We start from the raw sequence: 15,027 nt of genomic DNA, 5'->3' as shown, positions 1-15,027 counted from the left end.
ATCCTTCTCGATCCAGTCGCGCTGGGTCACCCCGCCTCCTTCCCGTTCACGCCCGCGGGGGGGGGGGGGGGGGGCCCGCCCCCCCCCCCCCCCCCCCCCCCCCCCCCCCACCACCGGACGACGATCAGCCGCCGTGCTGCGCGGTGCGGAGCAAGCCGTAGAGGTCACGCAGGTGCTCGGTGCCGACGAACCCGTCGAACCGCTCCGAGCCGGGCCCGGTGGCGCGCACCGGCACCGGCGCGCCGGTGTGGCCCGGGTTGGTCGCCCAGGCGATCCGGATCGGCCGGCCGTCCGCGGCGGTGAAGGTCTCCTCCGCGCGCTCCTCGAAGACCAGCGTCATGCCGCCCGCCTCGTGATCGGCGGTCACGACGACGAGGGTGTCGTCGCGGCCCTGCGCGCACTCCAGCACCCGCTCGACGGCCCGGTCCAGCGCGATCGTGTCGCCCATCGCGTTGGCGCCGTCGTTGTCCTCCGCCGCCGGGTCGATCATGCCGCCCTCGACCATCAGGAAGAAGCCGTCGTCGTCGCGGCTCAGCGTGGCCAGCGCGGCGTCGGTCATCTCGGCGATCGTCGGCTCGACCGGGGTGCGCTCGCGGTCGTAGTTCATGTCGGTGCACTCGAAGACGCCGAGCAGCCGGTCGCCGTCCGCGGCGAGCAGCTGGTCGCGGTCCCGGGCGACGGTGTACCCGGCGGCCGCGTAGTCGGCGAACAGGTCGCGCCCGTCGGTCCGGTCGGTCTCGTCGGCGGCGCAGTGGTCGCCTGCGGTGCCGGCCGGCAGGAAGAACGACTCGCCGCCGCCGAGCAGCACGTCGATCCCGTTGTCCAGGTACTGCCCGGCGATCTCGCTCTGCAGGTCGCGATCGGGCACCGAGGAGGCGAACCCGGCGGGGGTGGCGTTCGCGATGTCCCGGGTGCTGATCAGCCCGACGCCCTTGCCCGCCTGCTTGGCGAGCACGCCCAGCGTCTCGTCCAGGGTGCTCGCGCCCTCCGGGGTGACGTTGAGGGACCCGTTCTCCACGAGCGTGCCCGAACCCATCGACGACGCCGCCGCGGCCGAGTCGGTCACCAGGTCGTCGGCGGAGAAGGTGGCGGCCCGCGCCCGGTGCGGGACCGTCTCCATGGCCAGCGGCTCGTCCCGGCCGCGGTCGAGGTAGCGGGAGGCGAGGATCTGGGTGTCCGACATCCCGTCACCGATCACCAGGATCACGTTCTTCGCCGCGGGCCCGCCGGCCGCTCGTCGTTCTGATCACGGATCGTCCCTCCGCCGACGATCGATCGAAGCGGACATTACGGATGTACGGCGCTGATTCCGATACCGTCGTGCCGACTGCTTCCCGAGCGTTCACCCTGCGTGCACCGGGACTGTGATGCCGCTCTCGCCCGAACGCACAGCGTGACCTAGAATGCTCTACGAGCCGTAGAAATACGGTGCCGACGCCAGACCGCTCGACGGTCCACCACCTGGGCGACCGGCTGACGTTCCGCCGTCCGTCCGCATCCGGGTGCAGGGGACGGAAACGGAGCCACGGGGAATGACGGTCGAGTCCGGCCTGGTCAACGCAGACCTGCGCCGCAAACGATCGGTGGATCTCGCGCAGGTGATCCACGAACGGTTCGGCGAGGATGTGACGACACTGCGCGGGGGACTGCTGACCTACCCCTACCCGCATCCGCTGCCGGACCGGCACCGCGTCGAGATCGGGGTGCCCGTCGTCCGCGGCGGACCGGAGCTGCTGCTCGTCGCCTCGACCGCGCCGGACGGCGCCGCACCGGCCCGCGGCGTCGGGATCTGGGAGCTCGCCGTCGCCGTCCGCGACGGGGGAGTGTTGCCGAAGGGGGAGGCCGAGGGCTGGGCCCGGGCCGTGTTCGGCTACCGCTGCGCGCCGCTGGTGTACCGGCGCCGGGCGGGCGGCTCCTGGCTGCGCCGCCCGTCCGGCATCGAGTTCGTGGTGCACCACGGCGAGCACGGCCCGATGCACCCCTCGGACGTCGAGGAGTACGGCGCGTGCGCCTGAGCTACAGCTCGTATGAGCGCAGCCACACCGTCTGCGGCGCCCGGCGCAGCGCCGACAGCACGCCGTCCGGCAGCACCTGGTCGGTGTCGGTCAGCACGTAGCCGTGGTCGCCCTGGGTGGACAGCGACTGCCCGGTCACGTTCACCCCGGCGTCGGCGAGCAGCCGGTTGATGTCGGCGAGCACGCCGGGGGTGCTGGTGTGCAGGTAGCCGGTGCGGAACACGCCGGGCGGGCGCGGCGCGGCGACGTTGGGCAGGTTCACCGACAGCGCGGTGGCGCCGCCCGAGACGAAGTCGACGAGCTTGGTGGAGACGAAGTGGCCGATCTCCTCCTGCGCCTCCTGGGTGGAGCCGCCGATGTGCGGGGTGAGGATGACGTTGTCCAGGCCGCGCAGCGGCGAGTCGAACTCGTCGCCCTGCGCCTTCGGCTCGATCGGGAAGACGTCCACCGCGGCGCCCGCGATGTGCCCGGACAGGATGTTCTCGCGCAGCGCCAGCTCGTCGATCACCATCCCGCGCGAGGCGTTGATGAACATCGACCGCGGCTTCATCCGGGCGAACTGCTCCGCGCCGAACAGGCCGGCGTTGCCGGGGCGGCCGTCGACGTGGATGGAGACGATGTCGGCCTGCTCCAGCAGCGCGTCCAGGGTGGGGACGCGGCGGGCGTTGCCGTGCGCGAGCCGGTCCGCGGTGTCGTAGAAGATCACCCGCAGGCCGACCGCCTCGGCCATGTTGGACAGCTGGGTGCCGATGTTGCCGTAGCCGACGATGCCCAGCGTGCGGCCGCGGATCTCGTGGCTGCCGCGCGCGGACTTGTCCCAGACGCCCTCGTGCATCCGCTGGGTCTTCTCGGTCAGCCGGCGGGCCAGCACCACGATCTCGCCGAGCACCAGCTCGACGACGCTGCGGGTGTTCGAGTACGGCGCGTTGAACACCGCGATCCCGCGTTCGGCCGCCGCGGACAGGTCGACCTGGTTGGTGCCGATGCAGAAGCAGCCGACGGCGAGCAGGTCCTTCGCGGCGTCCAGGACGCCGTCGGTGATCGTCGTGTTGGACCGGATGCCGAGCAGCTGGACGCCGGACACCGCATCGAGCAGCTCGTCGCCGCTGAGCGAGCCGGGTCGCGTCTCGACCTCGATGCCCGCGCGACGGAACGCCTCGGCGGCGCCGGGGTGGATGTTTTCGAGCAGCAGAGCCTTCACCCGACCCAACCTAGGCGCCCGGGGCCCCCGCAGGCAGCGGGCACGCGCGTGTTGCCTCGCCACGATCTTGATGGTTAGGTTTGGCATACCTGAGTGAAAGGGGGGCACGTGTCCACTGTCCCGACCCGAGCCTGTCCGGTCCGAGGGGAACTTGCGGCGCTGCTGGTGGCGCTGCTGGTCGTCGCCGGCTGCACGTCCGGCGGTCCGTCCGACGCCGCGGCGCCGGAGGCCGGGGGAGCCGGAGCGTTCCCCGTCCGCATCGACCACGCGTACGGCAGCACCGAGATCCCGGCCGAGCCGCAGCGAGTGGTCACGCTGGGCCTGTCCGACCAGGACCCACTACTCGCCCTCGGCGTCCGGCCGATTGCGGTGAGCGAGTGGTACGGCGACTACTCGCACGCCACCTGGCCGTGGGCCCAGGACGAGCTCGGTGACGCCCGGCCCGTCGTCCTGAACGGTGGGGTGCGCAACGAGGAGGCCCCACCACTGGAGGAGATCGCGGCGCTCGATCCGGACCTGATCCTCTCGCTCTACAACGGGACCACGGAACAGCAGTACGAGCAGCTGTCCGCGATCGCCCCGACGGTCGTCCCGGACGACGGGTTCTCCGACTTCACCATCACCTGGCAGGAGGCGACCCGGGCCACCGGCGAAGCCCTCGGGCGCGAAGAGGAGGCGCTCGACCTCGTCGCGGCGACCGAGCAGAAGTTCTCCGAGGCCGCGGGGCAGCATCCGGAGTTCGCGGGCAAGCGGGCCGTCGTGGCCGAGCGGTTCGAGCCGGGCTCGAGCGTCGTGCGCAGCGGCAACGACATCCGCGCCCTGTTCTTCACCCAGCTCGGCTTCGAGTCGCCGACCGAGATCGCCGGTATCCGGCCCGACCGGTACGGCGAGATCAAGGTCTCCGACGAGCTGATGGGGGAGCTGTCGCGTGACCTGCTGGTGTGGAACATCGGATCCTCGCCCGAGCTGCGATCCGAGATCGAGAACAACCCGCTGTACCCGACGCTGCCGGTGGCCCAGCAGGGCCGGGTGCTGTGGGTGGAGGATCCGGTCGTGTCCGGCGCGTTCAGCTGGGGGACGATCCTGAGCCTCGACTACGCGCTGGAGCAGCTGGTCCCGCAGATCGCGGAGACGGTCGGCTGAACCCACTCCGCGAGCGGCGCGCGGTCCGGTCGGGGCGGCAACACCCCCGACCGGACCGTCGGAACGCTCAAACTGTCATAACGTGCATTATCGGCTCAACGGGCGCCTCGCCGAGGAGAGGGCCGGATGCCGCGGCCGGAGGTCCGGCCGCGCACCGGCCGTTCCGCCGGCGCCCGAGGACGGGCCGGCGGCCGGATCAGCCCCGGCCCGCGGCGTCCTGCAGCTCGTCGATCCGGCGCGACGCCTCGGCCTTGCTGAGCCGGTCCAGGTCGTCCGGCGCGTCCCGCCCGGCCTGCTGCAGCAGCGTCTCCAGGTACGACCGCTGCGGCCCGGTCATCGGCTCGTCACCGGTGGTCCAGTCCGCCGGGTCCTTCTCCGGCGTGCCGGGATCGACGGCGTCGTGTGCGTGCTCGTTCGTCATGCATCGAACGTATCTTCGATCGCTGGTCCCCGCACGCCGACCCCGGCCCGCACGCGGGAACTGTCATAATCCTGCGCCGAGCGCCTCAGCCCGCGGTCGGCGGCTGGTCGACCAGCTGCGCGAGGTAGAGCTGCTCGCCGAGCCGGTCCATCAGCTCCAGGTTGGTCTCGATGTAGTCGATGTGGTGCTCCTCGTCGGCGAGGATCTTCTCGAACAGGTTCGCCGTCGTCATGTCGCCCTTGCTGCGGCACAGCGCGATGCCCGGGCGCAGCCGCTCCACGACGGCCAGCTCGATCGCCAGGTCCGCCTGCAGCTGCTCGCGCACGCTCTGCCCGATGTTCAGGGTGCCGAGCCGCTGGTAGTTCGGGAGGCCCTCCAGGAACAGGATCCGGTCGGTGATCTCCTCCGCGTGCCGCATCTCGTCGATCGACTCGGCGCGGGTGTAGGCCGCCATCTTGGTCAGGCCCCAGTTCTGCTGCATCTTGGCGTGCAGGAAGTACTGGTTGATCGCCGTGAGCTCGCTGGTCAGCTGCTCGTTGAGCAGGCCGATGATCTCGTCGTCGCCGCGCATGTCCCATCCCCTCGTCCGGTGCTGGTCGGACGGCGAATGTAAGACAGCGCACAGTGGGCCCTGTCGATCAGGACCGGCTCATCGTCGTGCAGGCTCACCTGTGCTGTGGTGAGGCCCGGATCACGCAGAGGCGGGCAGCCGGTCGATGTCGTCGCCCGCGGACGTCGAGATCAGCAGGGTGCGGAGCCGGTCGTGACAGCTGCCGCAGCCGGTGCCCGCACCGCAGGCGTCGCCGATCGTGTCCACGCAGCGGGCGCCCTCGCGGACGCAGCCACGCACCTCCGCCTCGGTGACGGCAGCGCAGATGCACGCGAACACAGCAACCCCTTCCTTGTGGATAGGCAACCCTATGCTGACATTCGATCATCCTCGCCCACAAGGCCCGCGCGGCACCGGATCGCTACGCTGCCCGGGTGCCGCTGGAGGAGTACCGCCGCAGGCGCGATCCGCGGCGCACCCCGGAGCCGGTCCCGGAGACCGACCCGGACCCGGCCACCCCGGACGGCGGGCGGTTCGTCGTCCAGGAGCACCACGCCACCGCGCTGCACTGGGACCTGCGGCTGGAACGCGACGGCGTGCTCGTCTCGTGGGCGGTGCCCAAGGGACTTCCGGAGGACGCCGGGACCGTGCGGATGGCCGTCCGCACCGAGGACCATCCGCTGGAGTACCTGGACTTCCAGGGCGAGATCCCGCGCGGCGAGTACGGCGGCGGCCGGATGTCGGTGTGGGACTCCGGGCGCTACGAGACCGAGAAGTGGACCGACCGCGAGGTCGCCGTCGTCCTGCACGGCGAGCGTGCCGCCGGCCGGTTCGTGCTGCTGCACCGGCCGGACGAGCGGCAGGACCGCTGGCTGCTGCGCCGCACCCGCGAGCAGCCGCCCGGCGCCCGCCCGTCCGGTGCACCGCTCCCCCGCGATCCGGCGCTCGCCGTGCCGAGCAGGGCGGCGCGGCTGCCGTCCGGTGACGACTGGTGGGTGCGGCCGGTGTTCGGCGGCCGGCGGGTGCTGGCGCGCAGCGACGGCGGCCGGCTGACGCTGCACCCGGTCGACGACGACGGCGTCCCCGGCGACCCGTTCGATCCACCGGGACGGCTGCGCGAGCTCGGCCCGGCGCTCGGCGCCGGCGGGCACCTGCTCGACGCCGAGCTGACCGGGCGCGGTGAGCTGTGGGTGGCCGACGTGCTGCACACCGGCGGCCGCGACGTCCGTGCGCTGCCCCTCGACGACCGTCGCGCGCTGCTGGACGCGCTGCCGCTGGAGGGGCCGCACCGGCGCCCGGCCCCGCTGTACCCGAACGCGGGTGCGCAGCTGCTCGACGCGGTGCGGGCGCAGGGACTGCCCGGGGTGATCGCGGTCCGGGCGGGTTCGGCCTATCCGGCGGCCGGCGCGCCGTCGGACGACTGGCGGGAGGTACCGGTGGGCGGATCGCGGACCCGCGGCGTGCGGCCGGACGGGTACGGCCGCGCCGCCCTGTCCAACCCGGACAAGGTGCTCTACCCGGCCACCGGCACCACCAAGGCCGACGTGCTCGGCCACTACCTGGCCGTCGCGGAGGCGATGCTGCCGCACCTCGACGGCCGTCCGGCGACCCTCAAGCGCTGGCCGGACGGGGTCGGGGCGTCGTCGTTCTTCGAGAAGAACGTGTCCCGGCACGCGCCGTCCTGGCTGCGCACCGCGCGGGTCGGGACGCCCGGCGGCCGATCGGAGTCGGCCGACTTCGCGGTGATCGACGACGCCGAGGGGCTGGCCTGGGCGGCGAACCTGGCGGCGCTGGAGCTGCACGTGCCGCAGTGGCGGCTCGGCCCCCGCGACGCCCGGCACCCGCCGGACCGGGTGGTGTTCGATCTCGACCCGGGCGAGGGGACGACGGTGGTCGACTGCTGCCGGGTCGCGCTGCGGCTGCGCGCGCTGCTCGCCGAGCACGGCCTGCCGGTGCACCCGTCGACCTCCGGCGGCAAGGGGATGCAGCTCTACCTGCCGGTCCGGGTCACCCGGCCGGAGCGCACCTCGGAGTTCGCCCGGGAGGTCGCCGAACGGCTCGCGGCCGAGCATCCGCGGGACACGGTCGCGGTGATGGCCCGCGCCCGGCGCCGCGGGAAGGTGTTCGTCGACTGGAGCCAGAACAACACCGCGAAGACGACGATCGCCTCCTACTCCTTGCGCGGCCGCGAGCTGCCCACCGTCGCCACCCCGCTCACCTGGGACGAGGTGGAGGCCTGCCGCGACCCCGGGGAGCTGGTGTTCACCCTCGACGACCTGCCCGGCCGGCTGGACACGCACGGGGACCTGATGCGTCCCCTGATCGACACCGACGGTTTCCGGCTCCCCCGTGGTGGCGCCGTCGCCGAGCTGCCAGGCTGATCCCGTGACCGGCCCGGACGACCGACACCCCTACCTCGCGGGCCCGTACCCGCGTGGCTACGCGCACCGCGGCTGGCACCTCGGTGAGCTGGCCGGCTGCGAGAACACCCTCGCGGCGTTCGTCGCCGCCGCCGACCACGGCGTGGGCTACGTCGAGCTGGACGTGCACGCCAGCGCCGACGGCGTCCCGTTCGTGCACCACGACCCGACGCTGGACCGCACCACCGACGCGGCCGGCCGGATCGACGCCCGGCCGGCCGCCGAGCTCGACGGTGTCCTGGTCCGCGGCGCGAGCCGCACCGAGCCGCTGCCCCGGCTGGCCGCCGTGCTCGCCGCGCTGCCCGGCACCCGGATCACGATCGAGCTGAAGTCCGACGCCGTGGTCGGCCCGACCCTCGCCGCGCTGGACGCGGCCGGCGCCTGGGACCGGGTGTGCCTGGGCTCGTTCTCCGACCGGCGGCTGGCCGCCGCGCGGACCGCGGCCGGGCCGCGGCTGTGCACCTCGATGGGGCAGGCCGCGGTGACCGGGCTGCGGGCGCGCGCCTACCGGGTGCCCGCGCGGGCGCTGCCGCCGCTGACCGGGACGCTCGCCCAGGTCCCGCCGTGGTTCGGGCCGATCCCGGTGGCGGCCGACCGGCGGTTCGTCGCGGCCGCCCACGCGTCCGGCCGGGAGGTGCACGTGTGGACGGTGGACGAGCCGGCCGAGATGGAGCGGCTGCTGGACCTGGGTGTGGACGGGCTGCTGTCCGACCGGCCGGACCGGCTGCTGGAGGTGCTGGGCAGGCGGGCCCCGCGGTGAGCGGATCTCGGTGATCGCACGGAGGCCGGTGCCCGGCCGCGCGGATAGTCTCCCCCGGTGACCGCAGCAACACTGTCCGGAGCGCAGCCCCGTCGATCCCGGGTGTGGGCGTGGGGCTTCTGGGACTGGGGCTCGTCGGGCTTCCAGCACATCGCCCTGACCTTCGTGTTCTCCGTGTACCTGACCGACGCGGTCGGGGCCGACCTGCCGGGCACGATCAGCGCGAACAGCTGGCTGGCCTGGTCCACTGCGGCCGCCGGGGTGCTGATCGCGCTGATGGCGCCGGTGATCGGCCAGAGCGCGGACCGCAAGGGCCGCAGGCTGCGGGCGACCGGGGTGTGGACTGCACTCGTCGTGCTCAGCATGATCGGGATGTTCTGGGTCCGCGACGACTGGACCTACCTGTGGCTGGGGCTGGTGCTGCTCGGCCTGGCCTCGATCTTCGTCGAGCTGGCGGCGGTGTCGTACTACGCGCTGATGGCGCAGGTGTCGACGCCGGCGACGGTCGGCCGGGTGTCCGGCTTCGGCTGGGCGCTGGGCTACCTCGGCGGGATCGTCCTGCTGCTCGGCGTCTACGTCGGCTTCCTGTCCGGCGACGGCGGGTTGTTCGGGGTGTCCACGGCGGACGGGTTCGACGTCCGGATCTCGGTGCTGGTCGCCGCGATCTGGTTCGCCGTGTTCGCCGCGCCGATGTTCTTCCTGCTCCCGGAGACGGCGCCGGCCGCACCCGGTGCGCCGAAGCTCGGCGTCGCGGGCTCCTACCGGCGGCTGCTCACCGACCTGCGGGAGCTGTACCGGGCCAGCCCGCACACGGTGTACTTCCTCGGGGCCAGCGCGCTCTACCGGGACGGCCTGAACGCGATCTTCGCCTTCGGCGGGGTGCTCGCGGTGACCGTGTACGGCCTGGACCCCGGCCAGGTGCTGCTGTTCGGGGTGGCGATCAACATCGTGGCCGCGACCGGGGCGCTCGTCGGCGGCCGGCTCGACGACCGGTACGGCCCGAAGGCGGTGGTGGCCGGGTCGCTGGCCGGCCTGGTCGCGGTCGGGATCGTGCTGCTGCTGGTGTCCGGCCCGACCATGTTCTGGATCTTCGGTCTGGTGCTGGGGGTGTTCGTCGGCCCGGCGCAGGCGTCGTCGCGCTCGTACCTGCTGCGGGTCTGCCCGGCGGGCCGGGAGGGCCAGCTGTTCGGGCTCTACGCCACGACCGGCCGCGCGGTGTCGTTCCTGGCGCCCGCGCTGATCGGTCTGTTCACCTACCTGTTCGGCTCGGACCGGGCGGGCACGATCGGGATCGTGCTGGTCCTGGCGCTGGGACTGCTCGCGCTGCTCCCGGTGCGTGCGCCGGAGCGTGCACCTGTCGCATCCGGTGCATGAACTCTCGCCGAACGCCAGTGAGTAGCGTCACACATGGCTGACACGTCACATCAGCGTGTGTAACGGGCGCTGATAGGGAACACTGGCCAATCGGGCGCAGGAATGGTTACCCCCGGGTAAGAACCGGGTGGTGATCGCTGCCCCGCCGCCGGAATAGCGTAGCCCCACGAACGTTACACCCGGTGGCGGCGACGTAACCGTCGAGGTGCCGCCGCCTCGACAGACGCAAGGAGGGTGACGACGCATGGCCGACCGCGTTCTGCGTGGCAGCCGGCTCGGGGCTGTCAGCTACGAGACCGACCGCAATCACGACCTGGCGCCGCGGCAGATGGTCCGTTATGTGTCCGAGTCCGGCTACGAGTTCGAGGTGCCGTTCGCGAACGACGCCGAGGCTCCGGCCACCTGGGAGTCGCCTCAGGGCGGCGTCGGTCGCCGGGTCGACGGGACCCAGCCGGATCAGAAGAAGCAGAAGCCCCCGCGTACCCACTGGGACATGCTGCTCGAGCGCCGGTCCATCGCAGAGCTCGAGGAGCTGCTCAACGAGCGCCTCGAGGTGCTGCGTGAGCGGCGCGCCGAGATCGCCTGACTCGGACACGCACGGACACACGCGCACGGACACACGCGCAACACGGAGCCCGGATCCCCACAGGGGTCCGGGCTCCGTCGCGTGCGGGGGCCGGACACGGCGGCGGGCATGATGGTGATCGATGAACGACATCGCCTCGATCGACCGCCCCGGCCCGACCGGGACCGCACGCCCCGTCACCGATCTCGCCGACGACCACGTCCGCAGGCTCGCCGAGCTCGACCCGATCCTCGCCGGTGACCTCGGCTGGCCGCAGGGACAGGACCGGCTGCCCGATCTCTCCCCCGACGGGACCGCCGCCGTCGTCGGCACCTGCCGGGAGACCATGGACCGGCTCGCCGCGCTCCCCGCGCCAGACGACCCCGACGAGCGGCGGTGCGCCCGGCTGCTGACCGAGCGGCTGGGCGCCCGGATCGCGCACGCCGAGTCCGGTGAGCCGCTGCGCGACGTGCAGGAGCTGTTCGGGCCGCTCGCCACGATCCGCACCGCGTTCACCCTGATGCCGGTGTCCGACGAGTGCGGCTGGGCGACCGTCGCCGCCCGGATGGGCCGGGTCCCCGAGGCGCTCGACGGGTACCGCGCGAGCCTCGCCGAGGGATCGCGGCGCGGCCTGTTCGCCGCACCCCGCCAGGTCGTCCGGGTCACCGAACAGCTCGACGCCTGGATCGCCGACGCCGGCGGCCGCGGCTGGTTCGCCGGCTTCGCCGGGCAGGCCGAGGTCGGTGCGGGCGTGCGGGCCGATCTGGACCGGAACGCCGCCGCCGCGGCCGCCGCGCTGCACGGGCTGCGGGACTGGCTGCGCGCCGAGTACCTGCCCGCCGCCGACGGCACCCCGGACGGCGTCGGCGCCGACCGCTACCGGATCGCGTCGCGCTTCTGGAACGGCGCCGACATCGACCCGGCCGAGGTCTACGACTGGGGCTGGTCGGAGTTCCGCAGGCTGCACGCCGAGATGGCGGTCGAGGCCGGACGGGTGCTGCCCGGCGCCGGGATCCGGGAGGCGATGGCGTTCCTGGACGACGACGGCGGCTCGACCGGCGTCGTCGAGGGCGGGGAGAACGCCCGCCGGCACCTGCAGCAGATCATGGACGACACCATCGCCGAGCTCGACGGCAGGCACTTCGACCTGTCCGGCAGGCTCCGCGACGTCGAGTCCCGGCTCGCGCCCACCGGCAGCGCCGCCGCCCCGTACTACACGCCGCCGTCGCTGGACTTCTCCCGGCCGGGCCGCACCTGGCTGCCCGCCTCGCCGGACGACCGCTACCCGCTGTGGGACCTGATCAGCACCTGGTACCACGAGGGCGTCCCCGGTCACCACCTGCAGCTGGCATCGTGGGCGCTGCGCTCCTCGGAGCTGTCGACGTTCCAGACCTCGCTGGTCGGAGCGGTCAGCGCGGACGTCGAGGGCTGGGCGCTGTACGCCGAGCGGCTGATGGACGAGCTCGGCCACCACGCCGATCCCGGGTCCCGGCTGGGCTACCTGAACGCGCAGATGATGCGGGCGGTGCGGGTGGTCATCGACCTGGGGATGCACCTGTCGCTGCCGATCCCCGCCGACTCGCCGGTCGGCGCCGGGCTGCGCTGGACCCCGGAGCTGGGCCGCGAGTTCTTCGGCAGGCACGTCGGCGGCGGGGACGCGCTCGCCGACTCCGAGCTGCTGCGCTACCTGGGCGGGCCGGGGCAGGCCATCGGGTACAAGCTCGGTGAGCGTGCCTGGCTGACCGGCCGGGAGCGGGCCCGCGCCGCGCACCTGGCCCGCGGCGAGCGGTTCGACCTGGCCGCCTGGCACGCCGCCGCGCTGGCCCAGGGAACGCTGGGCCTCGACGATCTGGTGCCGGAGCTGGCGGTGCTCCCCGCGTCGCGGTCCGATGTGGCGGACAGCACCGCGTCCTGACGCTTGAGCGGCGCGCCGGACCGGCGGATACTCCGCCCGTGACGGCGCGCCAGCGGCGTCACGACGTGTGAAAGTCACGGTCCGGTCGGTAGTCCGGACAGCGCTCGTCGCTCGTTCGAGCGGGCCGCCCGGCGGCTCCGCCCCGACACGTCCCTCCCCCGGCGGGAGGGAGCGTGCCCGGACGACGCCGGTCGGCGCCGTGACCGGTCGGTCTCCCCCGCCGCGACGACCGACCGAAGCGGAGACCGACACGTCCGACCGAGTGCTCGTCACCGGCGCGACCGGCAACACCGGCACCCATCTCGTCCGCGTCCTCGCGGCCCGCGGCGACACCGTGCTGGCCGGGTCGCGGTCCGGCCGCGACGTCGCCGGCGCGCCCGGCGTCCGGCTCGACCTCACCGATCCGGGGACCGTCCGCACCGCGTTCGACGGGATCGGGCGGCTGTTCCTGGTCATCCCGGCCGGCTTCCTCGACGCGATCGTCGATCTCGCCGCGGAACGCGGCGTCAAGGTGGTGTTCCAGACCGCCTTCGGGGTCGGGGACGACCTCACGGGCCCGTACCACCGGGCGGAGCAGCGGCTGGTGACGCCCGACGAGTTCGTCGGGCTGCTCACCCGGGCCGGCCTCCCCGACGACTACGCGCGGCACCTCGCGGACCTGTTCGCGCCGGTGCCCGGCGACGGCACCGCCGCCGTCACCGACGCGGGCCGCACGCTCACCGGGCACCCTGCGCGGAGCCTGGCCGTCTACGCCGCCGACAACCGGGCGGCGCTCGCCGGCTGATCCCGCCGTGGCCGGGCGCGCCCCGCGCGCCTGGTCAGGAGCGGGCGCCCTCGGTCACCGGTCCCGCCGGCCGCTGCGGGACGTCCCGGCCGAGCCGGTAGGACAGGCCCCAGCAGGTGACCCGCCACAGCGCCTCGGCGACGATCGCGCCGCTCATCTTCGACGATCCGCGCTCCCGCTCGGCGAAGGTGATCGGCACCTCGCGGACCCGGAACCCGGCCCGCACCGCGCGCCAGGCCATGTCGACCTGGAAGCAGTAGCCCTGCGAGGCGACCGACTCCAGGTGCAGCTGTTCGAGCACCGAGCGCCGGAACACCCGGTAGCCGCCGGTGATGTCGCGGATCGGGACGCCCAGCGCGAGCCGGGAGTACAGGTTGCCGCCGCGCGAGAGCGCCTCGCGGTGCCACGGCCAGTTCACAACCCGGCCGCCGGGGACGTAGCGGGAGCCGAGCACGACGTCGGCGTCCTCCAGGGCGGCGAGCAGCGCCGGGAGGTCCTCGGGGGCGTGCGAGCCGTCGGCGTCCATCTCGACGACGACCTGGTGCTCCCCGGTCAGCGCGTGCCGGAAGCCGTCCAGGTAGGCGGCGCCGAGGCCGTCCTTGCCGGCCCGGTGCAGCACCGTGATCCGGTCGTCGGCGGCGGCCAGCTCGTCGGCGAGCTCACCGGTGCCGTCCGGGCTGGCGTCGTCGACCACCAGGACGTCCACGTCCGGCAGGCAGGCGTGCAACCGGGCGACCGCGGGACCCAGGTTCTCCCGCTCGTCGTAGGTCGGCACCACGACCAGGACCGGGCCCGGTGGTTCAGCCATTCTCGCCCTGTCCTTCCCTGCCCGTGCCCGCCGCACCGGACGACCCTACTGTCTCACTGCCTGCCGACCCGGGCCGTGACACACCGGGTGCACGGCCCGCGGTGGACGTGCCGGTGACGGTGCGCACCCGCCGCGCGCCGGAGTGCAGTTGTGCGGACAGCGTAGTCCTCACCCCGGAACGGGTGCGATCGACCGGCACGGCGGAGGGTGCGGATCCTCAGCGGGCGCCGGTGAGCAGGTGCGCGTTGCCCAGCGCGTCCAGGACACCCGGCCCGGGTGCGACGCCGTCCCGCTCGCCGCGCAGGAACCACTCGTAGCCGTAGGAGGCGGCGAACGTCGCGTCCGGGACGGCGGCCGGGTCGATCTGGCTGGCGTGCGCGAGCATCGCGTCCCGCTTGACGGCCAGATCGGCGGCGCTCCCGGTGACCGCGACCGCGATCTCCGCGGTGACCCGGCCGAAGCCGACGCCTGCGGCGCGGGCCGCACCGTGGATCAGGTGCCGGTCGTGGGCCGAGAGGGCGAGGTGCTCCCGGTCGACCGTCATCCGGTAGCCGGTGGCGCCGGTCAGCGAGCAGGCGATCGCCCCGGCGGCGTGCGCCGCGCGGTGGTCCGGGTGGCCGTAGATGCCGGAGTCGTCGTCGTGCACGACCGTCCCGGCGCCCTCGGCGTCCACCAGCTCGGCGACGGTGCGGCCGAGGACGACCGGATCGGCGCCGGCGAGCGCCCGCGGGTGCCCGGTGCCGGGGCCGCCGGGCAGCCCGGAGTCGCGGTGCCCGAGCAGCACCAGGCGGGACACGCCGAGCAGCGCGGCCGCGTCCTCCAGCTCGCGGCGGCGCCGGTCGGTGACCGCCTCGCCGGGACCGAGCGGCAGCCGGGAGCCGCCGAGGTCGCCGCCGGTGGCCATCACCAGCACGACGCGCGCGCCGGCGTCGGCGAGCCGGCGCAGGGTCAGCCCGGTGAAGATCGACTCGTCGTCGGGGTGGGCGTGCAGGGCGAGAACGGTCTCGCCGGACAGATCGGGGTTGTGCACCGTGTGATCGCTTCGCGTGCGGGGCCCGGACGGGCCGTCGG

Annotated in this window: 15 protein-coding genes; 8 read left to right on the top strand and 7 right to left on the bottom strand. The window is 73.7% G+C overall.

From position 1 onward, the window contains the following. Positions 1 to 124: 124 nt before the first annotated feature. Positions 125 to 1,207, bottom strand: coding sequence for an alkaline phosphatase (locus tag ACVJO7_RS22320; protein ID WP_491674484.1), 1,083 nt, complete (start codon positions 1,205 to 1,207; stop codon positions 125 to 127). Positions 1,208 to 1,532: 325 nt separating this feature from the next. Here ACVJO7_RS22320 and ACVJO7_RS22315 point away from each other — a divergent pair, with 325 nt between their 5' ends. Continuing rightward, positions 1,533 to 2,015 carry a hypothetical protein gene (locus ACVJO7_RS22315; protein ID WP_491674483.1) on the top strand — a complete coding sequence of 161 codons (483 nt, stop codon included), beginning with the start codon at positions 1,533 to 1,535 and terminating at the stop codon, positions 2,013 to 2,015. Position 2,016: 1 nt separating this feature from the next. Here the strand turns inward: ACVJO7_RS22315 and serA are convergent, their stop codons facing one another. Next, positions 2,017 to 3,216: a phosphoglycerate dehydrogenase gene (gene serA / locus ACVJO7_RS22310; protein ID WP_491674482.1), complete on the bottom strand. Its 1,200-nt coding sequence runs from the start codon at positions 3,214 to 3,216 to the stop codon at positions 2,017 to 2,019. A 306-nt stretch (positions 3,217 to 3,522) separates the two neighbouring features. Between serA and ACVJO7_RS22305 the strand changes: the two genes are divergently transcribed. Then, positions 3,523 to 4,359: an iron-siderophore ABC transporter substrate-binding protein gene (locus ACVJO7_RS22305; protein ID WP_491674481.1), complete on the top strand. Its 837-nt coding sequence runs from the start codon at positions 3,523 to 3,525 to the stop codon at positions 4,357 to 4,359. 196 nt (positions 4,360 to 4,555) lie between these two features. On the opposite strand, the gene ACVJO7_RS22300 is transcribed toward ACVJO7_RS22305, so the two are convergent. The 3 genes from ACVJO7_RS22300 to ACVJO7_RS22290 all read right to left on the bottom strand — a co-directional run bounded on the left by ACVJO7_RS22300 (position 4,556) and on the right by ACVJO7_RS22290 (position 5,669). Continuing rightward, the gene (locus ACVJO7_RS22300; protein ID WP_344017607.1) at positions 4,556 to 4,780 is read right to left on the bottom strand and encodes a DUF3072 domain-containing protein; all 225 of its coding nucleotides are present in this window, start codon (positions 4,778 to 4,780) and stop codon (positions 4,556 to 4,558) included. A gap of 85 nt (positions 4,781 to 4,865) precedes the next feature. Further along, entirely contained in the window at positions 4,866 to 5,351 is a 486-nt protein-coding gene (gene bfr, locus ACVJO7_RS22295; RefSeq protein ID WP_344017608.1) for a bacterioferritin, read from the bottom strand. A gap of 120 nt (positions 5,352 to 5,471) precedes the next feature. After that, positions 5,472 to 5,669, bottom strand: coding sequence for a (2Fe-2S)-binding protein (locus tag ACVJO7_RS22290; protein WP_344017609.1), 198 nt, complete (start codon positions 5,667 to 5,669; stop codon positions 5,472 to 5,474). Positions 5,670 to 5,764: 95 nt separating this feature from the next. On the opposite strand from ACVJO7_RS22290, the gene ligD reads away from it, so the two are divergent. The 6 genes from ligD to ACVJO7_RS22260 all read left to right on the top strand — a co-directional run bounded on the left by ligD (position 5,765) and on the right by ACVJO7_RS22260 (position 13,148). Beyond that, complete coding sequence (ligD, locus tag ACVJO7_RS22285) at positions 5,765 to 7,711, top strand: non-homologous end-joining DNA ligase (RefSeq protein ID WP_491674480.1); 1,947 nt, start codon at positions 5,765 to 5,767, stop codon at positions 7,709 to 7,711. A 4-nt stretch (positions 7,712 to 7,715) separates the two neighbouring features. Then, complete coding sequence (locus tag ACVJO7_RS22280) at positions 7,716 to 8,510, top strand: glycerophosphodiester phosphodiesterase family protein (RefSeq protein ID WP_344017611.1); 795 nt, start codon at positions 7,716 to 7,718, stop codon at positions 8,508 to 8,510. A 57-nt stretch (positions 8,511 to 8,567) separates the two neighbouring features. Further along, complete coding sequence (locus ACVJO7_RS22275; RefSeq protein WP_344017612.1) at positions 8,568 to 9,884, top strand: MFS transporter; 1,317 nt, start codon at positions 8,568 to 8,570, stop codon at positions 9,882 to 9,884. Between the two features lie 244 nt (positions 9,885 to 10,128). Continuing rightward, entirely contained in the window at positions 10,129 to 10,470 is a 342-nt protein-coding gene (locus ACVJO7_RS22270) for an RNA polymerase-binding protein RbpA (RefSeq protein WP_085912326.1), read from the top strand. Between the two features lie 121 nt (positions 10,471 to 10,591). Next, the gene (locus tag ACVJO7_RS22265) at positions 10,592 to 12,364 is read left to right on the top strand and encodes a DUF885 domain-containing protein (protein WP_491674479.1); all 1,773 of its coding nucleotides are present in this window, start codon (positions 10,592 to 10,594) and stop codon (positions 12,362 to 12,364) included. Positions 12,365 to 12,626: 262 nt separating this feature from the next. Continuing rightward, entirely contained in the window at positions 12,627 to 13,148 is a 522-nt protein-coding gene (locus tag ACVJO7_RS22260) for an SDR family oxidoreductase (protein WP_491674478.1), read from the top strand. Positions 13,149 to 13,182: 34 nt separating this feature from the next. Here the strand turns inward: ACVJO7_RS22260 and ACVJO7_RS22255 are convergent, their stop codons facing one another. Both ACVJO7_RS22255 and ACVJO7_RS22250 read right to left on the bottom strand, forming a co-directional pair. Beyond that, on the bottom strand, positions 13,183 to 13,956 hold the full coding sequence (locus tag ACVJO7_RS22255) for a polyprenol monophosphomannose synthase (protein WP_344017616.1): 774 nt from the start codon (positions 13,954 to 13,956) through the stop codon (positions 13,183 to 13,185). Between the two features lie 217 nt (positions 13,957 to 14,173). Beyond that, positions 14,174 to 14,986 (bottom strand): PIG-L deacetylase family protein, encoded by an 813-nt coding sequence (locus ACVJO7_RS22250; RefSeq protein WP_491674477.1) that lies wholly within the window; start codon positions 14,984 to 14,986, stop codon positions 14,174 to 14,176. Positions 14,987 to 15,027: the final 41 nt, after the last annotated feature.

Source organism: Pseudonocardia sp. DxW (assembly GCF_058448985.1).
Note: the sequence above shows the minus strand (reverse complement) of the source record. Positions and strands in the feature narration are given on the sequence as shown.

Bases quoted from the DNA above. Each gene is read 5' to 3' on its own strand.
- ACVJO7_RS22315 (WP_491674483.1), top strand. From the start codon at position 1,533: ATGACGGTCGAGTCCGGCCTGGTCAACGCAGACCTGCGCCGCAAACGA.
- ACVJO7_RS22300 (WP_344017607.1), bottom strand. From the start codon at position 4,780: ATGACGAACGAGCACGCACACGACGCCGTCGATCCCGGCACGCCGGAG.
- bfr (WP_344017608.1), bottom strand. From the start codon at position 5,351: ATGCGCGGCGACGACGAGATCATCGGCCTGCTCAACGAGCAGCTGACC.
- ACVJO7_RS22270 (WP_085912326.1), top strand. From the start codon at position 10,129: ATGGCCGACCGCGTTCTGCGTGGCAGCCGGCTCGGGGCTGTCAGCTAC.
- ACVJO7_RS22265 (WP_491674479.1), top strand. From the start codon at position 10,592: ATGAACGACATCGCCTCGATCGACCGCCCCGGCCCGACCGGGACCGCA.
- ACVJO7_RS22255 (WP_344017616.1), bottom strand. From the start codon at position 13,956: ATGGCTGAACCACCGGGCCCGGTCCTGGTCGTGGTGCCGACCTACGAC.